This window comes from Pseudomonas putida (assembly GCF_025905425.1).
GTDB classification, from domain to species: Bacteria; Pseudomonadota; Gammaproteobacteria; order Pseudomonadales; family Pseudomonadaceae; genus Aquipseudomonas; species Aquipseudomonas putida_AF.
The window spans coordinates 1,877,973-1,899,134 of record NZ_CP109603.1; the positions used below are offsets into that span (position 1 = coordinate 1,877,973).

At 62.1% G+C, this 21,162-nt stretch carries 18 protein-coding genes; 10 read left to right on the top strand and 8 right to left on the bottom strand.

The annotated features are described in order from the left end of the window. Positions 1–13 precede the first annotated feature (13 nt). The 3 genes from OGV19_RS08355 to OGV19_RS08365 all read left to right on the top strand — a co-directional run bounded on the left by OGV19_RS08355 (position 14) and on the right by OGV19_RS08365 (position 4,877). On the top strand, positions 14–2,539 hold the full coding sequence (locus OGV19_RS08355) for an efflux RND transporter permease subunit (RefSeq protein ID WP_264312953.1): 2,526 nt from the start codon (positions 14–16) through the stop codon (positions 2,537–2,539). A 44-nt stretch (positions 2,540–2,583) separates the two neighbouring features. Continuing rightward, entirely contained in the window at positions 2,584–4,230 is a 1,647-nt protein-coding gene (locus tag OGV19_RS08360) for a fatty acid--CoA ligase (protein ID WP_264312954.1), read from the top strand. 104 nt (positions 4,231–4,334) lie between these two features. Beyond that, positions 4,335–4,877, top strand: a complete 543-nt coding sequence (locus OGV19_RS08365; RefSeq protein WP_264312955.1) for a P-loop NTPase family protein — start codon at positions 4,335–4,337, stop codon at positions 4,875–4,877. Here OGV19_RS08365 and OGV19_RS27750 read toward each other — a convergent pair. Continuing rightward, positions 4,863–5,459, bottom strand: a complete 597-nt coding sequence (locus OGV19_RS27750; RefSeq protein ID WP_264312956.1) for an ABC transporter permease family protein — start codon at positions 5,457–5,459, stop codon at positions 4,863–4,865. The genes OGV19_RS08365 and OGV19_RS27750 overlap by 15 nt on opposite strands. 118 nt (positions 5,460–5,577) lie before the next feature. On the opposite strand from OGV19_RS27750, the gene OGV19_RS08375 reads away from it, so the two are divergent. Together OGV19_RS08375 and OGV19_RS08380 are read left to right on the top strand one after the other, a co-directional pair. Further along, positions 5,578–6,042, top strand: coding sequence for an Lrp/AsnC family transcriptional regulator (locus OGV19_RS08375; protein ID WP_264312957.1), 465 nt, complete (start codon positions 5,578–5,580; stop codon positions 6,040–6,042). Between the two features lie 182 nt (positions 6,043–6,224). Beyond that, positions 6,225–7,775 carry a sensor histidine kinase gene (locus tag OGV19_RS08380; protein WP_264312958.1) on the top strand — a complete coding sequence of 517 codons (1,551 nt, stop codon included), beginning with the start codon at positions 6,225–6,227 and terminating at the stop codon, positions 7,773–7,775. Between the two features lie 40 nt (positions 7,776–7,815). Here OGV19_RS08380 and OGV19_RS08385 read toward each other — a convergent pair whose 3' ends face one another. Next, positions 7,816–8,121 carry a hypothetical protein gene (locus tag OGV19_RS08385; RefSeq protein WP_264312959.1) on the bottom strand — a complete coding sequence of 102 codons (306 nt, stop codon included), beginning with the start codon at positions 8,119–8,121 and terminating at the stop codon, positions 7,816–7,818. A 225-nt stretch (positions 8,122–8,346) separates the two neighbouring features. Here OGV19_RS08385 and OGV19_RS08390 point away from each other — a divergent pair, with 225 nt between their 5' ends. Both OGV19_RS08390 and OGV19_RS08395 read left to right on the top strand, forming a co-directional pair. Continuing rightward, the gene (locus tag OGV19_RS08390; RefSeq protein ID WP_264313914.1) at positions 8,347–8,580 is read left to right on the top strand and encodes a hypothetical protein; all 234 of its coding nucleotides are present in this window, start codon (positions 8,347–8,349) and stop codon (positions 8,578–8,580) included. Between the two features lie 126 nt (positions 8,581–8,706). Further along, complete coding sequence (locus tag OGV19_RS08395; RefSeq protein ID WP_264312960.1) at positions 8,707–10,344, top strand: mechanosensitive ion channel family protein; 1,638 nt, start codon at positions 8,707–8,709, stop codon at positions 10,342–10,344. Positions 10,345–10,414: 70 nt separating this feature from the next. Here the strand turns inward: OGV19_RS08395 and OGV19_RS08400 are convergent, their stop codons facing one another. Continuing rightward, the gene (locus tag OGV19_RS08400) at positions 10,415–10,906 is read right to left on the bottom strand and encodes a DUF1543 domain-containing protein (protein ID WP_264312961.1); all 492 of its coding nucleotides are present in this window, start codon (positions 10,904–10,906) and stop codon (positions 10,415–10,417) included. A gap of 238 nt (positions 10,907–11,144) precedes the next feature. Between OGV19_RS08400 and OGV19_RS08405 the strand changes: the two genes are divergently transcribed. The 3 genes from OGV19_RS08405 to OGV19_RS08415 all read left to right on the top strand — a co-directional run bounded on the left by OGV19_RS08405 (position 11,145) and on the right by OGV19_RS08415 (position 16,051). Then, positions 11,145–12,329 (top strand): porin, encoded by a 1,185-nt coding sequence (locus OGV19_RS08405; RefSeq protein ID WP_264312962.1) that lies wholly within the window; start codon positions 11,145–11,147, stop codon positions 12,327–12,329. Between the two features lie 325 nt (positions 12,330–12,654). Continuing rightward, positions 12,655–13,818 (top strand): nitric oxide-sensing protein NosP, encoded by a 1,164-nt coding sequence (gene nosP, locus OGV19_RS08410; RefSeq protein WP_264312963.1) that lies wholly within the window; start codon positions 12,655–12,657, stop codon positions 13,816–13,818. After that, entirely contained in the window at positions 13,748–16,051 is a 2,304-nt protein-coding gene (locus OGV19_RS08415) for a hybrid sensor histidine kinase/response regulator (protein WP_413470116.1), read from the top strand. The genes nosP and OGV19_RS08415 overlap by 71 nt, the downstream gene beginning before the upstream one ends. Here the strand turns inward: OGV19_RS08415 and OGV19_RS08420 are convergent. The 5 genes from OGV19_RS08420 to OGV19_RS08440 all read right to left on the bottom strand — a co-directional run bounded on the left by OGV19_RS08420 (position 16,048) and on the right by OGV19_RS08440 (position 21,148). Then, on the bottom strand, positions 16,048–16,713 hold the full coding sequence (locus OGV19_RS08420) for a response regulator (RefSeq protein ID WP_264312965.1): 666 nt from the start codon (positions 16,711–16,713) through the stop codon (positions 16,048–16,050). The two genes, OGV19_RS08415 and OGV19_RS08420, sit on opposite strands and share 4 nt — an antisense overlap. Positions 16,714–16,770: 57 nt before the next feature. Continuing rightward, positions 16,771–17,331, bottom strand: a complete 561-nt coding sequence (locus tag OGV19_RS08425; RefSeq protein ID WP_264312966.1) for a PQQ-dependent catabolism-associated CXXCW motif protein — start codon at positions 17,329–17,331, stop codon at positions 16,771–16,773. Between the two features lie 1,293 nt (positions 17,332–18,624). Continuing rightward, on the bottom strand, positions 18,625–19,416 hold the full coding sequence (locus tag OGV19_RS08430) for a lanthanide ABC transporter permease protein PedC (protein ID WP_264312967.1): 792 nt from the start codon (positions 19,414–19,416) through the stop codon (positions 18,625–18,627). Next, a complete protein-coding gene (locus OGV19_RS08435; RefSeq protein ID WP_264312968.1) occupies positions 19,416–20,162 on the bottom strand; it encodes a lanthanide ABC transporter ATP-binding protein PedB/LutE in 747 nt (248 codons plus the stop codon). The genes OGV19_RS08430 and OGV19_RS08435 overlap by 1 nt, the downstream gene beginning before the upstream one ends. Beyond that, on the bottom strand, positions 20,159–21,148 hold the full coding sequence (locus OGV19_RS08440) for a YVTN family beta-propeller repeat protein (RefSeq protein WP_264312969.1): 990 nt from the start codon (positions 21,146–21,148) through the stop codon (positions 20,159–20,161). The genes OGV19_RS08435 and OGV19_RS08440 overlap by 4 nt, the downstream gene beginning before the upstream one ends. Between the last annotated feature and the right edge of the window lie 14 nt (positions 21,149–21,162).

Below are 21,162 nucleotides of genomic sequence, written 5' to 3' on the forward strand. Positions count from 1 at the left end.
AAGAGAACTCGTGATGGCCAACATCAAGCAAGACACCCTGCCGGTGATCCGCGACCTGAAGGATTTCGATCCACGTTCCGGCAACCTGCTGGAGCGCATGGTCTTCAACTACCGCCCGCTGTTCATGCTGTTCATGGTGCTGGTCACGGGGGTTCTGGGTTACCTGGCGCTGACCCGCCTGGAGTTGCGGCCCAGCTTCGAGAAAATGATCCCGCAGAGCCAACCTTACATCCAGAACTACCTGGACAACCGCAAGTCGCTGCGTGGCCTGGGCAACTCGGTGCGGGTGGTGGTGGAGAACACCCAGGGCGATATCTTCGACCCCGAGTACCTGAACGTGCTCAAGCAGATCAACGACGAGCTGTTTCTTGCCCAAGGTGTGGACCGCGCCTGGATGAAGTCGTTGTGGAGCCCCGGTGTGCGCTGGACCGAAGTCACCGAAGAGGGTTTTCAGGGGGGCACAGTGATGCCCGACGATTACCAGGGCAAACCGGCCGACATTGAACAGCTGCGGCAAAACATCAACCGTGCCGGTATCGTCGGCAGCCTGGTGGCGACTGATTTCAAGTCAAGCATGCTGGTGGTACCGCTGCTTGATCACGACCTGGCCACCGGTCGCGGCATCGATTACCGGCAGTTCTCGCAGATGCTCGAACAGCAGTTGCGCGACAAGTACGAGTACGCCGGGGACAGCAATGCGCGCAAGGCCGGCGAGGAAGGCCATGGTAAGTACAAGGTGCGGGTCATCGGTTTTGCCAAGCTGATGGGCGACCTGAGCGATGGGCTGGTCCAGGTGATGATGTTCTTCGCCCTGGCGGTGGGCACCTCGCTGATGATCATCTTCCTTTATACGCGCTGTGTGCGCAGCACCTTGCTGGTGGTGCTCTGTTCGCTGGCGGCGGTGGTGTGGCAACTGGGTATCGTCGGTTGGCTGGGCTATGCCATCGACCCTTACTCGATCCTGGTACCGTTTCTGATCTTCGCCATCGGTGTCTCGCATGCCGCGCAGAAGATGAACGGCATCATGCAGGACATTGGCCGCGGTACACACAGGCAGGTCGCCGCGCGTTACACCTTCCGCCGCCTGTTCGTGGCCGGCGTCACGGCGTTGCTGGCCGACGCCGTGGGCTTTGCCGTGCTGATGCTGATCGACATCCCGGTGATCAAGGACCTGGCGATCACCGCAAGCATCGGTGTTGCGGTGTTGATCTTCACCTCGTTGCTGTTGATACCGGTGGCGCTGTCGTACGTCGGTGTGGGTCGCAAGGCCGCCGCGCGCGCCTTGCGCATCGACCAGCGAGCCGCCGAGCACCGCGGCTTCGGCAAGCTGTGGGACATGCTTGACCGCTTCACCACGCGCAAGTGGGCCACGGGCGCCGTGCTGGTGGCCACGCTGATGGGCATGGGCGGCTTTTGGGTAAGCCTGCAGCTGAAGATCGGCGACCTCGACAGTGGCGCGCCGGAGTTGCGCGCGGACTCACGCTACAACCGCGACAATGCCTACATCACCCGCCATTACGCACTGTCCAGCGACCTGTTCGCGGTGATGATCAAGACCCCGCCGGAAGGCTGCCTGAGCTACCGGACGCTGATGCTTGCCGACCGCCTGGCCTGGGAGCTGCAGCAGTACCCGGGCGTACAGACCACCGTCTCGTTGGCAAACGCCGTGCGCCAGATCACCGCAGGCTCGTTCGAGGGGAACCCGAAGATGAGCAGCCTGCAACGCAACCAGGACATGCTCAACTATGCCGCCCAGCAAGCGTCGGTCAACGCCCCGGAGCTGTTCAACACCGACTGCTCGCTGATGCCGGTGATCGCCTACCTCAAGGACCACAAGGCCCAGACCCTGGACGATGTGGTGGCCATCGCCGACCGCTTTGCCCGCGACAACAGCAGCCCCGACCGCCAGTTCATGCTCGCGGCCGGCAGCGCCGGCATCGAAGCGGCAACCAATATCGTGGTCCGTGAAGCCAACCGCACCATGCTGCTGTTCGTCTACCTGGCGGTGACGCTGTTCTGCCTGATCACCTTCCGCAGCTGGCGCGCGACCCTGGTGGCGCTGTTGCCGCTGGTGCTGACCTCGGTGCTGTGCGAGGCCTTGATGGTGGTGATGGGCATCGGCGTGAAAGTGGCCACGTTGCCGGTCATCGCCCTGGGCGTAGGGATTGGCGTGGACTACGCCTTGTACCTGCTCAGCGTGCAGCTGCACTACCAGCGCCAGGGCCGCTCGCTGGGCGAGGCCTACCAGAACGCCGTGGCCTTCACTGGCCGGGTGGTGGGGCTGGTGGGCATTACCCTGGCGGCGGGCGTGGTCGGCTGGGCGTGGTCGCCGATCAAGTTCCAGGCCGACATGGGCATCCTGCTGACCTTCATGTTCCTGTGGAACATGCTCGGCGCGCTGGTGCTGATCCCGGCGCTGTCGTACTTCCTGCTGCCGGACAAGCGCTTTGTCAAGGCTGTGCCCCAGCCATGCGCGCCCGCCGCGCCGCCTGGCGAGCACGCTTGCGAACCCCAGGCGCAAACACGGATGAGCGCATGAGCGCGCCCTAATCGAATCGAATACCGAAACTGGAATCTACCCTCATGGCCAAGACAAAAATAATGCCGCCGGCAGCTGGTGCCTATGCCTACCCACTGCTGATCAAACGCCTGCTGATGTCAGGTGTACGGCACCAGCCCGAGCAGGAGATCGTCTACGCCGACAAGCTGCGCTACACCTACCGCGGCCTGGACCAGCGGGTCCGGCGCCTGGCCAATGTGCTGCGTGCCGCCGGGGTGCAGGCCGGTGACACTGTGGCGCTGCTGGACTGGGACAGCCACCGCTCGCTGGAGTGCTTTTTTGCCGTGCCGATGCTGGGTGCGGTGCTGCACACGGTGAACGTGCGGTTATCGCCGGAGCAGGTGGCGTACACCATGAACCACGCGCAAGACGACCTGGTGCTGGTGCACGACGATTTCGTGCCGCTGCTGGAACAGCTTCAGGGCCAGTTGGGCACGGTGCGCGGTTACCTGCAGCTCACCGACGAACAGGCCACGGCCACCACGCTGCCGGTGCTGGGCGAGTATGAAGCGCTTCTGGCCAGCGCCAGTTGCCAGGCCGAGTTCGACGACTTCGACGAAAACTCGGTGGCCACGCTGTTCTACACCACCGGCACCACGGGCAACCCCAAAGGGGTGTACTTCAGCCACCGCCAGTTGGTGCTGCACACCCTCAACGAGCTGGGTACGTTTGCCGCTTACGACGGCCAGCCGCTGCTGCGTTCGAGCGACGTGTACATGCCCATTACGCCGATGTTCCATGTGCATGCGTGGGGCGTGCCGTACGTGGCCACGGTGCTGGGGGTCAAGCAGGTGTACCCGGGGCGCTACGAGCCGAACACGCTGGTAAGGCTGTACCGCGACGAGGGGGTGACGTTCTCCCACTGCGTGCCGACCTTGCTGCAGATGATGCTGGACAGCGAACAAGGCCGGCACACCGATTTCAGCCGCTGGAAGATCCTGCTCGGTGGCAGCGCGCTGACCCACGGCCTGGCCCGCCAGGCCAGTGAGCGTGGCATGCTGATCTACAGTGGCTACGGGATGTCGGAGACCTGCCCGCTGCTGACCCTGACCCACTTGCGTGAAGAGGACCGGGCCTTGCCGATGGGCGAGCAGGTTGCACAGCGGATCCGCACCGGGGCCCCGGTAGCGATGGTCGACCTGCGCATTGTCGATGCCCAGGGTAACGACATGCCTCACGACGGTGCGTCGCTGGGTGAAATCGTGGTGCGTTCGCCCTGGCTGACTCAAGGCTACCTGCACGAGCCGCACAAGGGCGCCGAGCTGTGGCAGGACGGCTGGCTGCACACCGGTGACATGGGCTCGATCGACCACCACGGTGTGCTGGAGATCAAGGACCGGATCAAGGACGTAATCAAGACCGGGGGTGAGTGGATCAGCTCGTTGACCCTGGAAAACCTCATCAGCCAGCATCAGGCGGTCAGCGCCGTGGCGGTGGTCGGTATCCCCGATGAGCAGTGGGGCGAGCGGCCGATTGCACTGGTGGTGCGCACGCCCGGTGACCGCCTTGACCAGCCAATGCTCGAGGCGCACCTCAAGCAGTTTGTCGACAAGGGCCAGATCAACAAGTGGGCGATCCCACGGCAGGTGCATTTCGTCACCGACATCCCCAGGACCAGCATCGGCAAGATCAACAAGAAGCTGATTCGCGAAACGCACCTGGGCGCCTGATGGGCGTTATGGCCCGTCAGAAGCCTTGGTGCCGGCGATTTAGTCTTTGACTGGCCAAGCAGATCCTGCACAATTGCCGGCTTTTTTCGCGACAGGAAGCCGCCATGCAACGGATTGTGATTCTGGGGAATGCCGGCAGCGGCAAATCTACCCTTGCCCGTGCCTTGGGCAAGCACCTTGGCCTGCCGGTGGTTCACCTGGATACCCTGTTCTGGGAGCCCGGCTGGGTCGAGGCGGACGCCGAGCAGTTCCGCGCACGGGTTGGTGAGGCCATTGCAGGGGATAGCTGGGTGTGTGAAGGCAACTATGCCCGGCGCACATTCGACCTGCGCCTGCCCCGTGCCGACCTGGTGATCTGGCTCGATACGCCCCGGCTCACCTGCTTCACCCGGGTGATTCTACGCAGCGTCATGAACCGGCCTCGTGCAGACCTTGCGGCTGGGTGTACAGAGAAACTCGACCGGGCTTTTCTGACCTTCCTGAACTTCGTGTGGAACTTCGATCGCGGCTATCGCCCAGGTATCGAGGCGCAGCGCCAGGCGGTTGGGCCGCAGATTCCCGTCGTGCATTTGCGCGGCAGCCGGCAGATCGGCGCATTTCTGGGCAGTTTGCCCGGGGCAGGCGTACTGGCTTCAGGCGGGCAGTAACGCACGCAAGGCAGCGTTCACGACGATGGCGAACAGCACCACCGGCAGGATGGAAAACCGTGAAGCGGCATACACGGTCAGTGCCACGGCGATGAGGTCTGCCGGGTAGCCAGAAACCAAGGTGGGCGCGATCACGGCAATCAGCAGGCAGCCAAGGGCGGCGTCGAGCACCTGGGTGGATGGCTTGGCCCACAGGTAAGCGCTGACCAGGCCCGCCAGCGTGCCCGCGAGCACATACCAGTTGCCGGGAATCAGCAGGTAGAACAGCGCGGCGGTGACCAGGCTGAATAGCCAGGGCAGGGCGGCGTGCACACCTCTCCACATGCCCTTGAGCAGTACCAGGCAGGCAGCGACAACTGCCATGTCCAAGCTGTAGCTGTGTAGGTCAGCCAGCAGCGGCCCGATCAGCGCGCCGAGCATGATGATGCTGGCCCTGGTCACCCACAGGTACCACGTCGAAGTGGCGCAGGTGGCCGGGCTCAACAGCGGTGGCGGCGCGTCGCTCGCGGCGGCAGAGGCATCGGGGTGTTCGGATTCAGGCGTTGCGGGGGGCTCTTCAATTACTGATTCATCTGCATTCATGGTCACCTCCAGTGGAGGCAAATTATTCCAATGGATCGCTGAAATCGGGTTGCGTAGTTGCCTAAGTGTGGGGAGTATTTGGCATCTACTGCCGTACTTCTCAATTTTAAGGTTATCAATGCCAATCAAACTCGACGCCATCGATCGACGTATCTTGCGGGCACTGCAACGCGACGGCCGTTTGCAGAACCAGGAACTGGCCAAGCAGGTGGGGTTGTCCCCGTCGCCTTGCCTGCGGCGGGTGCGCCTGTTGGAAGAAGCGGGGGTGATCGCGCGCTACGTGGCGCTGGTGGACCCGGCCAAGGTGGCGCTGGGCCTGACCCTGTTCGTGCGGGTGTGGCTCAAGCGCCAGGACCAGGAGACCACCGATGAATTCGTCGAGGCGGTGCGCCTGCTGCCAGAAGTGGTGGAGTGCCATGTGATGGCGGGTGACTGCGATTTGCTGTTGCGGGTGGTGGCGGCGGACCTGGAGGCCTACCGGCGGTTCCAGATCGCGCACTTGACCAGCCTGAGCGTGGTGCAGAACGTAAAGACCGAAGTGCCCATGGAAAAGATCAAGCTGACGACCGAGTTGCCGGTGTAAAAGGCACCTGTGCGATTTCGTCGTTGCGTTCGGGCAATGAGCGGTGATAAACCGGATTACCGCGTCCAAAAACTGTCCGCTGCGTTTTGAGCTCTATAATCTAGTGCTCGTTCAGCTGGCGTAAGACGCAAAAGAAAAACCGTTTCAGCGTGCATCCCCACCTGGCATTGGAAATCGTCCCCATGCAGCATCAATCCCCCGACGAAACGATTCGCGCCGCGTTGCAAAAGTCTCACGCCAGGCTCCATCGCCAGCATGAACTGGTCGTCGAGTACGGCGTCATGTCGCTCAAGTCGTCTGACCTGGATGCGTTGCTCACCCAGGCCTGCTCGGTAGTGGCCAAAGGTATGGACACCCCATTTGCCAAGGTGCTCATGCCGATAGCTGACAGCGATGAGTTTGTGCTGTCTCACGGCGTGGGTTGGGATGAGGCGGACATCGGGCACGCCACCGTGGGCGGCGATGTGGCCAGCCCTGCAGGCTATGCAATTTCGACCTACAGGCCCGTGCTGTCGAACCATCTAGGGCAAGAGCAGCGCTTCAGAACACCGTCGTTGCTAAAAAAATACGGGATCGAGCGAGCGATCAACGTACCTATCCGAGGGACATCGGCCCCCTTTGGTGTACTCGAAGCTGACAGCAGCAACGGGGAAGACTTCATCGAAAGCGACCTGGTGTTTCTGGAGGGCATCTCCAACGTCATCTCCATGGCGGTGGAGCGCATCTCTGCTGGCGAGGATATGCAGTCATCCGACCCATACTCCGAGAGCGTGCTCAACGCCAGCCCCGATTGCGTGAAAATCCTCTCCGCGCGTGGCGACATCGAATTCATGAACGATGCCGGCATGTGCCTGATGCACATTGGCGACCTCACGCAGGTGCGTGGGGTGGCGTGGTCGCAGCTCTGGCCTGACGAATCCAGAGACGTGGTGCTGGATGCGATCAGAAAAGTGACTGAAGGTGAATCAGCAAGGTTCGAGGCATTCTGCCCGACATTGCACCAAGAGCCTAAGTGGTGGGATGTGACGGTGGCGCCAATATTTGGCGAGCAAGGCGAGTTTGAAAAGATCATTGCCGTGTCGCGTGACATCACCGAACGACGCCATCACGAAGCACAATTGTTGTCATTGATCGACGCGCAAAACATAAAGTTGAGTAAAAGTGATCTTTATCTGGAAGAAATTCATCATCGGGTCAAGAACAGCCTGCACCTGGTAAATACCTTGTTGTTGCTGCAGGCCAATATGGCCCTGGATGAAGCGGTAAAGCTTCAACTGCAGACGGCTGCAACTCGAGTGTTGACCATTGCGAGCGTGCATGAGCGTCTTTATCAGAATGCTGAAACTCAAGCGGTGAGTGCAGCGGATTATCTTGAAGCGTTGCTGGGTGATCTGGGCAAAGCATTGGCTGAGCGCAAAATCCTCCTCGATGCTGACGCATTCACGATGCCACCGGAAAGAATGGCGCCGCTGGGGCTGGTGATTTCCGAACTGATCACCAACTCGCTCAAATATGGCAAAGGTACGGTGGAGGTTAGCGTGAGGGGGCAGGGGGATCATGCACTGATCACGGTAACGGATGAGGGCGACGGGTTCCCGGAGTCGTACCCAAAACCCACTGGCACCGGCCTCGGCATGCGCTTGGTTAAAAGCTATTCGGGCTACGGCAGCCTGGCGATTACGGTTGATCGCACGCAAGAAAAAAGCACGATTCACGTACGCTTCAAACTGTAGTGAGCCCCAGGGCGGTAATGCCACCCCGGGGCCACTGGCATCAGCGATCGTCATCCTTGTGCAGAGCGTCACCTTGGTCGGCTTGGCCACCCATGCGGCCCGTGTCGGCAGGGCCTTGCCGGTCGGCTTGATCAGCACCAGGCTGGCCACCCTGGCGCCCTGTGTCCGTTGAGCGTTCCCAATCCTTGTTCATCTTGTCTTCAGGTTTTTGACCGGGTTGCTGGGTGCCTTTTTGTTTGTCGGGCATGTCACCTCCTGCGCCCTGGCCGCCTTTTTGGCCTGCATCGCCGGCACCGGTATTGGCGTTGCCGCCTTGGTTTGCGCCCCAGTCTTGATTGTTCGCCATGACTGCATACCTCTGGTCACACACAGGAAGGTCTGTGTTCAGTTGTGACTGTGGAGCACTCTCACGGGGTGCATCTATTGTCGGGGATTCTGACAAAACGCCTGAACAAACGGCGCCCCGGTATTTGCGACTCCAATAACCCCGATCGTAGACCACACTCTTTGCATGAGCCGCCTTGAGTCTTTCCTATATACAGACTAATACTAAAGCACTGGCGGAAGAGGGCTGATCATGTACAGGCGCTTTGTTGTGGTTCCTGCGGTACCGCGCCATAAAGAGGTCTTTCCTCGGCGCATTGGATTTCCCAGCGCCTTGGGGGAGGGCTACGACCTTTACGATACGCAAGAGAAAATGCGCCTCTGCCTGAGTTATTCGACACGCGCCGAAGCCGAGTTTGAATGTGCGTGCCGTAATGATTTTCAGGACAATAACGAAGCGAACTTCGTCGGTAATGCATGAGCCAGGCCCTGCAGCAATAGCGGTGGTTTAGGTGACGAGCCTGCTTTCGTAGGGGCAAGAGGCGGTCAGTGACAGCTGTGCTATCACTACAGGGATGCCGTCCGTCCGAAGGCCAGGGAGTGAGCGATGAATCACCTGTTTCGTGTGTTGCTGGTGTTGTTGGCCCTGGTGCCTTTGGCGGGGCAGGGCAATGACGCCGCCACCATCGCCACCGAAGGCATACCGGCCGAACCGGCCGAGCTGACGATCGCCAACCGCAGCATTTTCACCTTCCACGCCACGTTGCTTGGGGAGACGCCGGCTGCACGGGCGCAGCGGGCAGCGGCCGTGATCGAAGAGGCACTGCGCGGCACTGATGAGTTGCACGTCAGCGTCGACCCGATCCTCAGCAGCCACCTGGTGCTGCTGGGTGGGCGGCGAGCGTTTATCGTCGCGCCCCAGGACCTTGAGATCAGCGGCGCCGACACCCGCGAAGCGGCCGAGCAGGCTGCGGCGGTGCTGCGCCAGGTGGTCGAGGAGTCTGGCGAGGCGCGCAACCTGCATTTTCTGCTCAAGGCCTTGGGCTTGTCGGCCTTGGCCACGCTGATATACCTGGCACTGCTCAAGGGCGCCAACCGGGCCCGGCACAGACTGCGTGGGCGGCTGCCCCAGTTGATGCGCGAACGTGCCCGGCAGATTCGCGTCGGGCAGATGCCGCTGTTCGACATGCAGTACGTGTACCGGCTGATCGACAGCCTGCTGCGCTTGCTGTACTTGGCGGTGGTTGTGCTGCTGAGCTACCAGTGGCTGAGCTTTGTGCTGTCACAGTTCCCCTACACCCGGCCGTGGGGCGAAAGCCTCAACGTGCACCTGCTCAACCTGCTGCGGTACCTGCTTGATGGCATTTTGCACGCCATCCCCGGGATTGCCGTGGCCATCATGATCTTCTTCATCGCCCGCGGCATCAGTGGCTTTAGCCGCCGCGTGCTGGAGCGCATGGCGCGCCCCGGCACGCTCAAGTGGCTGACCGAAGAGACGCTGCGGCCGACCATGCGCCTGACCTCGCTGGCGATCTGGCTGTTTGCCCTGGTCATGGCCTACCCGTACCTGCCGGGGTCGGGCACCGATGCCTTCAAAGGCCTGTCGGTGCTGCTCGGGCTGATGATTTCCCTGGGCGCAACCAGCGTTGTGGGGCAGGCGGCGGCAGGGCTTATTCTGACCTACTCGCGCACGTTGAAGGCCGGCGAGTACGTGCGGGTCGGCGACAACGAGGGCACGGTGACCGAAGTCGGCATGTTCAACACCACGATCCGCACCGGGTTGGGCGAGGTGTTGACCTTGCCCAACTCGATGATCACCGGCTCCGTGACGCGCAACTATTCCCGCGCAGTGCAGGGCCAGGGTTACATCGTCGATACCGTGGTGACCATCGGTTATGACACGCCCTGGCGACAGGTGGAGGCGATGCTGGTGGCGGCTGCCGAGCGCACCGAGGGCATCCTCGACACGCCCAGGCCGCAGGTGTTTCAGACCGGGCTGTCGGACTTCTACCCTGAATACCGCCTGGTGGCCCAGGCCGTGCCAAGCGCACCTCGGCCGCGGGCGGAGTTGCTGAGTCTGCTGCATGCCAACATCCAGGATGTGTTCAATGAGCACGGCGTACAGATCATGTCGCCGCACTACCTGGGCGACCCGGAGCAGGAGAAGTGGGTGCCGCGCGAGAAGTGGTTCACGGCACCGGCGCGCAGGCCGGACGGGGATGGCGAATCCCCTAACCAGAGTTGAAAAATGCTAACCAAAGAGGGGTAGCACGCGAAAATAACGGCCTGAAGGATGGGGACTGCAAGCGCCTCACTCAAATCAAGATGTAATCACTGCGTTGCACAATACCTCGATGCTCACCTTCAACCAAGTGCACATAGCGCCCCTCCAGCAGATCAATCGGTAAACAATCGTCAACATCGAGCACCGCGTCGGTATGGGGTTTCAACCAACCCGCTGCCATACGCTCCTTACCCAGGCTCTTGGCTGCGGCTTTGTCGGTGGCGGCCACCAGCAGGTAACGATGCGCTTCGCCAAAGACCTGTTGCTCATAACCCCCCAGGTTCAGGAAGAACAGGCGCAGGGCCCTTGGCTGTGGCGCAGCCTGGCTGAATTCGATGCGATAGCCATCCACCCCATGCACTTCCAGCCAGGAATCGATGTGCAGCCCTTTCGGGCTGCCGAACCAGGCATTACGCAGCAGGGGGAAGGTTTGCTCCAGCGAGTCGGCCTGGGCAAATAGCACATCGTGGACTTCGATGCTGGCGCGGGGGTGGCGTCCGCCGAGCATGACGACGTAGAGCATGGTTGATCCTGCATTCTCGAAAAGTGTCATGGCGATGATGACACATTGAGTCCTTCGCTGTTCATGAGGCGTACACCCTTGGTGTTGCCTCCTGGCCTAAGCCGGTCTCGGGCCTTAATCATCGCGCCCCATGCGCACGCCCAAAGCAGCTTGCAACCCCCTCCAAGGCAGCGTACCTGGCGCTATGCCCGCTTCTGATAATCGCCTCCAACACCGAGCCCACGTTTTGGAGCGCGTCATGCACAACAATAAGAAACTTTCGCCTCGTATCCTGACGGCTGTCATCGCCAGCCTTTCGACCCTGGGCCTGAGCGGCGTCGCCGAGGCCGAGATCATGCTGTACGACAAGGACCAGACGACGTTTTCCACCGACGGTTACATCAACGCCTTTTACGTCAACAGTGATGTCGACCGGGCGGGCGACCAGTTCGACCGCCGCCAGTCGCGGGTCAAGATGGGGTTTTTGCCCAACTACCTGGGCTTCAACATGGGCAAACAGGTGGATGACCTGAAGCTGGGGGCGCGTGCCTCGTTCTGGGTCACCATCAACGACAGTGAAACCAACGGCACCGACACCGCCATCGATGTGCGTCAGTTCTACGGCACCGTGGCCAACCCCGAGTGGGGCGAGGTGCTGATCGGCAAGGACTTCGGGTTGTTCGCGCGTTCCAACATCCTGCTCGACGAGCTGCTGGCAGGTTACGGCCAGGTCAGTGACAGCCTGGGCTTGGTGGACGGCGGCGGGGTGTCGTTCGGCAACATCGGCAGCGGTTATCCGTACCCGTTCCCCACGTCGCAGATCACCTACCGCACGCCGGTGATGGACGGCTTGCGGGTAGCGGTCGGCATCATGGACCCGGTGGACACCAACGACAGTAGCCCGACCGGCAAGGCCTATCAGGAAAACCCCCGCACCGAGAGCGAGATCACCTACCAGTTCGACCTGGCCGGGGCCAAGATCTACAGCTGGCTCAATGGCAGCTACCAGACCTCTGACAACACCGACTCGACGGTCAAGTCGATCACCTCCAAAGGGGTCGGCTACGGCGTGCAGGCGAAGATGGGCGGGCTTTCGCTCACCGGCTCCGGTTTCCAGGCCAAGGGCATCAACCCGTTCTTCACCAACAACGCCGGCGAGCCGACCCTGCGTAATGTCGACAGCGACGGTTACTTGCTGCAGGGCTCGTACAAGGTCGGCAAGAACCGCCTGGCGTTGTCGTATGGCAAGACCAAGGACGATGGCAACGGCGTGGTAGGCAGTGGCGCGGATTACGAGACTCGCGGTGTGGCGCTGTTCCATGACGTTAATGCCAACCTTACGCTGGTGGCTGAGTACAACCAGTTTTCGATTGACGGGCATGACACCGGTGATCAGAACGAGGACACCGATACCCTTGCATTGGGGGCGGTGCTGACCTGGTAAACCGCTGGGGCCGCTGCGCGGCCCTTTCCGGCCGGTCCCACAATGCCCGCGCAAGCCTGGTATGTCGGTCCATGCGCAAGCAACTGTCTTGCTCAATTTCTAAAAAATGATGCATTACCTGTGGGAGCGGGCTTGCCCCGCGAACACCGGCGAAGCCGGTGCCATGCATCGCGCAGCCCCATTGGCGGAGCAAGCCCGCACCCCAGCAATTTCACGTGCACACCCTTACTCCCATGGAACCGCCTACCCGCTACCCAAGTAGCATTCGCCCTCCAGGGCAGCCTTCGTACACTCAGCACTCAGACAACCCGCGCCGGAGACCACGATGCAGCAGGCCCAGAACGACGGGGTGGTCAGCGCCATGTCCCAGGCAACCGATGCGCGCCTGGCGGCCCAGGATTTGGCGCGGCAGTTGCTGCACCCGCACCTGGGTTTTGTGTTGTTTTTCTGCTCTGCCGAATATGACCTGCGTGCGCTGGCCGAGGCCCTGGAACAGGGTTTCGGTGGCATTCGCCTGGTGGGCTGCACCAGTGCCGGCGAAATCACCCCGCTGGGCTACGGCCGCAATTGCGTAACGGCGGTGGGGTTCGATCACCGGCACTTTTCCATCGCCACCGAACTGATTGATGAAATGGAGCACTTCAGCCTGATCGACGCCCAGCAGATGGTTGAACGGCTGGTCGGTACCTGTCGCAGCAATACCCTGGCGCCCATCAAGGGCCACAGCTTTGCCCTGACCCTGCTCGATGGCTTGTCCAGCCGCGAGGAGATGGTCCTCACCGCCCTGAGTGCGGCGCTGGGGGACATTCCGCATTTTGGCGGCTCGGCCGGCGACGACAATTACCTGACCCGCACCCATGTGTACTTCGGCGGTGCGTTCCACAGTGGCGCGGCGGTGGTGGTATTGGTCAATACCTGGCTCGATTTCGAAGTGTTCACCACGCACCACATTCTGCCGCGGGAGGAAAAGCTGGTGGTGACCGGCGCCGATAGCGCCCAGCGCCGCGTCTTCGAGCTCAATGCAGAACCGGCTGCCGAGGAGTACGCCCGACACATCGGCGTGCCGGTTGCCAAGCTCGATCACCGGGTTTTCGCGGCCCATCCGCTGGCGGTGCGGATCCACGATCAGTATTACGTCCGGGCAATCCAGCAAGTGCATCCGGACCTGAGCCTGAGTTTCTACTGCGCGGTGGAAAACGGCATCGTGCTCACAGCCATGACACCGGGCCCGCTGTTGCCGAACCTGCACACCCTGTTCGACGGGCTGCACCAGCGCCTGGGCCCACTGCTGCTGACCATTGGCTGCGACTGTTTCCTGCGGCGCCTGGAACTGGAAGACCACGACGGCCTGGAGCAGGTCGGCGCGTTCTTGCGCGAGCAGCGGGTCATGGGCTTCAACACCTATGGAGAACAGTTCAATGGCATGCACATCAACCAGACCTTCACCGGCGTCGCCATTGCCCGCAATCGACCACCGGTCAGCCGCTGAACTGCAGGCCGAGGTCGCCCGGCTGCAGCACGAAAACTACAAGCTGCAGCGCATCAACGGCGCGCTGATCGAACGCGTCGAGTCGGGCGTGACGCGGGGCAACGACCCGTACGCGGCGTTTCAGCATTCGGTGGTACTGGCCGAACAAGTCCGCGAGCGTACCGATGCCCTGAACCAGGCCATGGCCGAGCTCAAGGCCGGTAACCATTTGCTCAGCGAAGCCCGGCTGCGGGCCGAGACGGCCCACCAGCACTTGATCGACGCCATCGAAAGCATCTCCGATGCCTTCGTTTTGTTCGATCAAAACCAGCGGATCGTGCTGTGCAACAGCCGCTTCAAGGCGTTCTGGGCCAACAGCCGGGTGCGGATCATCGCCGGCATGCGCCTGGCCGAAGTAAGGCAGTTGATGACCGCCAGTGGGCTATTCACCGAAGAGCCGCGCGGGCACGCCGATGAGCACCTGCTGTACCGCCTGCAGAACGGGCGCTGGCTGCAAGTCAGCGAACGGCCTACCTGCGAAGGCGGGCGGGTGATCCTGTTCACCGACATCACCGAGGTCAAGCTCAGCGAGACCTTGCGCCGCGAACAGGCGGTGGCGCAGAAGTCGCAACTGATTCGGCTGATCACCGACCATGTTCCGGCGTTGATCGCCTACCTCAATGCCGACCTGGTCTACGAATTCACCAACAAGGTCTATGAAGAATGGTACTGCTGGCCCCCCGGCGTGATGCTTGGCCAGAGCCTGCGCGAGGCCCACAGCGAGCCGCATTACCAGCGCCTGGAGGCCTACGTGGCGCGGGCGCTGGCGGGGGAGAGCGTGACGTTCGAATTTGCCGAAAACAACATCAACGGCCAGGAGCGCTACATGCTGCGCTCCTACGTGCCTAACCGGCTGGCCAATGGCGAAGTGGTGGGGATCTTCGTGTTGATCCGCGACATTACCGAGCGCCGCAAAAGCGCCGAGGCGCTGCACCAGGCTTATCAGAACCTGGAGCAACGGGTGCGCGAGCGCACCGCCGAGCTGACCAGCCTCAACGACCAGTTGCTGCGCGAGATCGATGAGCGCAGCCGCGCCGAATCGCGCTTGCGCGAGGCCAAGCGCGAGGCCGAGCAGGCCAACCTGTCGAAAACCAAGTTCCTTGCCGCAGTCAGCCATGACCTGCTGCAACCCTTGAACGCCGCGCGGCTGTTCACCAGCGCACTGCTTGAACGGCGTGAGCCGCAACACAGTGCTCAGCTGGTGCGCAATGTCAGCAACTCCCTGGAAGACGTGGAAAACCTGTTAGGCACCCTGGTGGATATTTCCAAGCTCGATGCCGGGGTGATCAAGGCCGATATCGCCCCCTTCGCCCTCAGCGAACTGATCGACAACCTCGCCGCCGAATACGCCCAGGTGGCCCGCAGCGAAGGGCTTGAACTGCACTTCGTGGGCTGTTCGGCCTTGGTGCACAGTGACATCCAGCTGTTGGCGCGTATCCTGCGCAACCTGCTTAGCAATGCCATTCGCTACACCCGCAGCGGCCGCGTCGTACTGGGCTGTCGGCGCCAGCGCCGGGGCCTGTGGATCGAAGTCTGGGACAGCGGGATCGGCATCGCCGAAGATCGCCTCGAAGAAATGTTCCAGGAGTTCAAGCGGGGCGATGTACAGCGCCCGGACCAGGACCGTGGCCTGGGCCTGGGCCTGGCCATCGTGGAAAAGATCGCGGGCATACTCGGCCACCGGATTCGAGTGCGCTCATGGCTTGGCAAAGGCTCGGTGTTTGCTGTCGAAGTGCCGCTGAGTGCCACCGCGCCCAAGGCTCAACCCAGCCTGGCAATCAGCGAGCCGATGCTCGAACGCCTGCGTGGGGCGCGGGTCTGGGTGCTGGATAACGATGCGGCGATCTGTGCCGGCATGCGCACCCTGCTGGAGGGGTGGGGGTGCCGGGTGGTCACCGCGCTGTCGGAGCAGGACCTGGCGCGCCAGGTGGACAACTTCCATGCCGAAGCCGACCTGCTGATCGCCGACTACCACCTGGACAACGACTGCAACGGCGTCGATGCCGTGGCGCGGATCAATGCCCGCCGCGCGTTGCCGATACCGGCGATGATGATCACCGCCAACTACAGCAACGAACTCAAGCAACAGATCCGCGAGCGCGGCCACACCCTGATGCACAAACCGGTGCGGCCGATGAAGCTCAAGACTGCGATGAGCCATCTGCTGGCCAACTGCACCCCACAGCCTCTCTAGCGGCGCAGGTAATCGCCGAAATCGATATCGCCGGCACTGAGGATCGCCTGCACCCGGTTATGCACGTTGAGTTTGCGTAGGATCGCTGAGACGTGGGCCTTGACCGTGGTTTCGGCGATATCCAGGGTGTAGGCGATCTGCTTGTTTGACTCGCCCTTGGTCATGCGTTCGAGCACCAGCAGTTGTTTGCGGGTCAGGGCTTGGAGCATCTCGGGTGGGAAGCTTGGGGTATCGCTCTGACGCCGGCTGGTGCTGCTCTTGTTGGCGCGAATGATGTCGGGTGGCAGGTAGACATTGCCGGTGAGGATCTGCTCGATCGCTTCGATCATCTGCGAGCGCGGCGAAGACTTGGTAATGAACCCCACGGCGCCATAGGTGATGGCCTGCAGCACGATCTGCTTTTCCTGCTCGGCCGAGACGATCACCACCGGGGTGGTCGGTGCCTCGTTGCGCAGGGTGATCAGGCCGTTGAGGCCATGCATGCCAGGCATGTTCAGGTCGAGCAGGATCAGGTCGAGGTCGTCATGCTCCAAGGTGAGCGCCAGGGCACTGTCCAGGTCGGCAGTCTCCATGACTTCGCTGCCTTGGAAGCCATCACTGATGACGTTATGGATGGCTTCGCGAAACAGAGGGTGATCGTCGGCAATCAGAATTTTGTACATGGCCTTTTCACCTCGTTGTTATTGGATGGGGCGGGCATGCGTTTGCAGGCGGTGAGTTCAAGGGAAGGGTTCGGGTTGTGCGGGCTGCAGCGGCAGGTTGGCGGCTTCCCAGGCGTCCAGGCCGTCGCGGTACCAATAGAGATGCTTATAGCCCAGGGTTGCTGCGCGTTTTACCGCGTTCCAGCTTAACCAGCAATCGGAGCGGCAGTAAAAGACCAGCGGTTGCTCCAAGCGGCCGGCGGTGGCTTTTTGCAGGTTGCGCACGAAGTAGTCTTGCCAGGCCGGGCTCAGTTCGCCGTCGCCAGTGTTGGCCAGCCAGTGGCTGCCGGGGAGGTTGGCATGGAGTTGGTCTTCGATGAAGCGGCCTTGCAGCCATTGCCGGCGATAGACGTCGATGAGCACCGGCCTCGGCTGTTGGCCCAACAGGCGCTGCAACGTGGTGGTGTCGATAACCTGGGCGCCATCGACCTGGTGCGGTGTCGGGCTGCGATAGAGGGTGGCGCGATAGCCCTCGGCGGTAAACAGCGCCGTGGTGTCGGCCTGGGCGACGCCCACCAACAGACTCAGCGAAAGGGCTGCCAGCAAAGGACGTGGCAGCCTGGGCAGGGCACGAGGCATGGGGTTTATCCTTTTTGTTATAGGCCCATTACATGCCAGCGGTGGTGCTTTGTGAATGCGACGATAGACACTAAAGCCAGTACTAAAGTAGTAGGTGGCCAAGCGCTTGAAGAGCACCCTGTGGGAGCGGGCTTGCCCCGCGAACACCGGCGAAGCCGGTGCCATGCTCCGCGTGGCCTCATTCGCGGGGCAAGCCCGCTCCCACAATGACCACTGTTCTCTGCGTGACAGCGCATCCCCAAGAGGCTAGGCAATCTCCCATAGAACACAACTTAACCCATTGAGTTAGCAGCAACTCTGTGGGAGCGGGCTTGCCCCGCGAACACCGGCGCAGCCGGTGCCATGCACCGCGTGGTCTCATTCGCGGGGCAAGCCCGCTCCCACAATGACCACTGTTCTCTGCGTGACAGCGCATCCCCAAGAGGCTAGGCAATCTCCCATAGAACACAACTTAACCCATTGAGTTAGCAGCAACTCTGTGGGAGCGGGCTTGCCTCGCGAACACCGGCGCAGCCGGTGCCATGCACCGCGTGGTCTCATTCGCGGGGCAAGCCCGCTCCCACAATGACCACTGTTCTCTGCGTGACAGCGCATCCCCAAGAGGCTGGGCAATCTCCCATAGAACACAACTTAACCCATTGAGTTAGCAGCAACGCTGTGGGAGCGGGCTTGCCCCGCGAACACCGGCGCAGCCGGTGCCATGCTCCGCGTGGTCTCATTCGCGGGGCAAGCCCGCTCCCACAATGACCACTGTTCTCTGCGTGACAGCGCAACCCCAAGAGGCTGGGCAATCTCCCATAGAACACAACTTAACCCATTGAGTTAGCAGCAACGCTGTGGGAGCGGGCTTGCCCCGCGAACACCGGCGAAGCCGGTGCCATCCACCGCGTGGTCTCATTCGCGGGGCAAGCCCGCTCCCACAATGACCACTGTTCTCTGCGTGACAGCGCAACCCCAAGAGGCTAGGCAATCTCCCATAGAACACAACTTAACCCATTGAGTTAGCAGCAACTCTGTGGGAGCGGGCTTGCCCCGCGAACACCGGCGCAGCCGGTGCCATGCTCCGCGTGGCCTCATTCGCGGGGCAAGCCCGCTCCCACAATGACCACTGTTCTCTGCGTGACAGCGCAACCCCAAGAGGCTGGGCAATCTCCCATAGAACACAACTTAACCCATTGAGTTAGCAGCAACTCTGTGGGAGCGGGCTTGCCCCGCGAACACCGGCGAAGCCGGTGCCATGCTCCGCGTGGCCTCATTCGCGGGGCAAGCCCGCTCCCACAATGACCATTGCTGTCAGCGCGGTTTGCGCAGCGCCGCGTGCTGGGGGTTGAAGGTGAGTATCGCGAGCAGGGTGAACAGCACCGTCAGGCCCAGGCAGACCGCCAACGCCAGCGGGTTTAAGCGCTCGTACAGCGCAAAGCGCACCAGTTCCACGGCGTGGCTGAACGGGTTCAGGGCGCACAGCCAATACAGCCACTGGCTGGCCTCGCGCATCTTCCACAGCGGATACAGCGCCGAGGACAGGAAAAACAGTGGGAAGATCACGAAATTCATCACCCCGGCAAAGTTCTCCAGCTGGCGAATCGCATTCGACAGCAACAGCCCCAGGGCGCTGAGCATCAAGGCCACCAGCAACAGGGCCGGCAGCGCCAGCAACAACCCCGCAGCCGGGGGCTGCACCCCATACAGCCAGGCGATGGCGAGAAAGGCATAGACCTGCAGCAGGGAAATCAACGAGGTCGCCAGCAGCTTGCTGCCGAGCAGGAAAGCCCGCGGCAATGGGCTGGTCAGCAGCACGCGCATGCTGCCCATCTCCCGGTCATAGACCATCGACAGCGAGCCTTGCATGCCATTGAACAGCAGGATCATGCAGGCAAGGCCGGGGATGATGTACACCTCATAGGGGATGTAGGTGTCGTAAGGCTCGATGATGGCAATGCCCAGGGCCGCGCGAAACCCGGCGGCAAACACCAGCAACCACAGCAGCGGGCGCACCAGGGCGCTGAGAAAACGCGTGCGCTGTAACACGAAACGCAGGCATTCGCGCAGCAGGATGCCGTTGAAACATTGCCAGTAGGCGTTCATCAGGCATTGACTCCTGGGGTGGGGCCGGGCGCGCGGGTCAGGCGGGCAAAGGCGTTGTCGAGGTCGCCACCGTGTTCCAGGCTCAGGGCATCGGCGGTGCCGCTGGCCACCAGGCGGCCCTGGTGCAGGATCAGCAAATCATCGCTTGGCTGCACCTCGTCCAGCAGGTGGGTGGTCCACAGCACACTGAGCCCCTGCTCGCGGCACAGGTGCCGAAGGTGTTGATTGAGCGCCAGGCGGCTGGCCGGGTCGAGGCCTGCGCTGGCTTCGTCGAGCAGCAGCAAGCGCGGTTCGTGGAGCAGGGCGCGGGCAATTTCCACCCGGCGCCGATGCCCGATGTTCAGCGCGCGGACGGGCTCGCGGCGACGCTCGCTGAGGCCTTGGCGGGCAAGTTCGGCCTCGACCCGCACGCTGCTCTGGCGCCGCGACAGCCCATGCAGCGAGGCGTGGTAGCGCAGGTTCTGCTCAACGCTCAGGTCCAGGTCCAGGGTGCTTTGCTGAAACACCACGCCCAGCTGGCGCAAGGCCGGGCGGGCGGCATTGCGCAGCGAGCAGCCGCACACGCGGATGTCGCCGTGCTGCAGGTCGTAAAGCCGGGTGAGCAGGGCAATCAATGTCGATTTGCCCGCGCCATTGGGGCCCAGCAACGCGGCGAAGCGCCCGGGTGCCAGGCTGAAGCCCACTTGCTTGAGTGCCTCGCGCTGGCCGTAGGCGAAGCTCACGTCACTGACCTCGAGGGTGTTCATGGCGTGACTACCACGCCCCAGGGGTAGCGGCCAACCTTCACCGACTTGAGCACCTTGAGGCTTTTCGTATCGATTACCGAGACATCGCCGCTGACCCCGTTGGTGGCCAGCAACTGGCTTTGGTCCGGGGTGAACGCCAGCTGCCAGACCCGCCGCCCGACCAGCAGGTAGTCCAGCACCTCGTAGGTCTTGGCATCGATCACCGCCACATGGTTGGCCGGGCCCAGGGCGACGAACGCGTACTGGCCATCGGCGCTGAGCTTGATGCCCACCGGCTGGACCTTGTCCGGGTGCACCCCCTTGATCTGGAAGTTGAGGGTTTTCAGTACCTGGCGCGTGGCCACGTCGAGAACAGTCACCGTACCGCCGATTTCCGCCGAGGCCCAGAGCCGCGAACCCTCCTGGTTAAACTCGACGAAGCGCGGCCGTTGATCCACCAGGGTGCTGTCGGCCAGGGTCTGGGTGCTGGTGTCGATCCAGTGCAGCATGTTGGTGGTTTCGCTGGTATTGACCGCCCACTTGCCATCGGGGCTCACCGCCATGCCCTCGGGTTCGATGCCGACGTTGATCTGCCCGAGCACCTTGTCAGTCTGGGTGTCGATCACGGTCACCAGCGCGTCGTCCTCGTTGGACACGTACAGCCAGCGGTCGTTGGGGTGCAGGGCGAATTGCTCGGGGTCTTTGCCGGAGGGCAGCTCCTTGATGATCTTGCGGGTGGCCACGTCCATCACCTGGACCCGGTCCGAATCACTGGCGCAGATGTACAGCAGCGTGTTGTCGTGGGACAGCAGCAGGCCGCGTGGGCGCTGGCCCACCGGCAGGGTCTCGGTGACTTCCAGGGTTTGCATGTCGATCAGGCTGAGGCTGTTGTCTTTCTCGTTCGAAACCCAGGCGGTGGCGGCACTGGCGTGCCCGGTGGCTAGCGCCAGCGCAGCGGCCAGCAGGGTAGGGAAAAGCACAGGCCGGTAGCAAAGGGGGCGACGCATGGCGGAATCCTTTT

Coding starts and splice junctions, on each gene's coding strand:
- OGV19_RS08355 (WP_264312953.1), top strand. CDS start 14: ATGGCCAACATCAAGCAAGACACCCTGCCGGTGATCCGCGACCTGAAG.
- OGV19_RS08360 (WP_264312954.1), top strand. CDS start 2,584: ATGGCCAAGACAAAAATAATGCCGCCGGCAGCTGGTGCCTATGCCTAC.
- OGV19_RS08365 (WP_264312955.1), top strand. CDS start 4,335: ATGCAACGGATTGTGATTCTGGGGAATGCCGGCAGCGGCAAATCTACC.
- OGV19_RS27750 (WP_264312956.1), bottom strand. CDS start 5,459: ATGAATGCAGATGAATCAGTAATTGAAGAGCCCCCCGCAACGCCTGAA.
- OGV19_RS08375 (WP_264312957.1), top strand. CDS start 5,578: ATGCCAATCAAACTCGACGCCATCGATCGACGTATCTTGCGGGCACTG.
- OGV19_RS08380 (WP_264312958.1), top strand. CDS start 6,225: ATGCAGCATCAATCCCCCGACGAAACGATTCGCGCCGCGTTGCAAAAG.
- OGV19_RS08385 (WP_264312959.1), bottom strand. CDS start 8,121: ATGGCGAACAATCAAGACTGGGGCGCAAACCAAGGCGGCAACGCCAAT.
- OGV19_RS08395 (WP_264312960.1), top strand. CDS start 8,707: ATGAATCACCTGTTTCGTGTGTTGCTGGTGTTGTTGGCCCTGGTGCCT.
- OGV19_RS08400 (WP_264312961.1), bottom strand. CDS start 10,906: ATGCTCTACGTCGTCATGCTCGGCGGACGCCACCCCCGCGCCAGCATC.
- OGV19_RS08405 (WP_264312962.1), top strand. CDS start 11,145: ATGCACAACAATAAGAAACTTTCGCCTCGTATCCTGACGGCTGTCATC.
- nosP (WP_264312963.1), top strand. CDS start 12,655: ATGCAGCAGGCCCAGAACGACGGGGTGGTCAGCGCCATGTCCCAGGCA.
- OGV19_RS08415 (WP_413470116.1), top strand. CDS start 13,748: ATGGCATGCACATCAACCAGACCTTCACCGGCGTCGCCATTGCCCGCA.
- OGV19_RS08420 (WP_264312965.1), bottom strand. CDS start 16,713: ATGTACAAAATTCTGATTGCCGACGATCACCCTCTGTTTCGCGAAGCC.
- OGV19_RS08425 (WP_264312966.1), bottom strand. CDS start 17,331: ATGCCTCGTGCCCTGCCCAGGCTGCCACGTCCTTTGCTGGCAGCCCTT.
- OGV19_RS08430 (WP_264312967.1), bottom strand. CDS start 19,416: ATGAACGCCTACTGGCAATGTTTCAACGGCATCCTGCTGCGCGAATGC.
- OGV19_RS08435 (WP_264312968.1), bottom strand. CDS start 20,162: ATGAACACCCTCGAGGTCAGTGACGTGAGCTTCGCCTACGGCCAGCGC.
- OGV19_RS08440 (WP_264312969.1), bottom strand. CDS start 21,148: ATGCGTCGCCCCCTTTGCTACCGGCCTGTGCTTTTCCCTACCCTGCTG.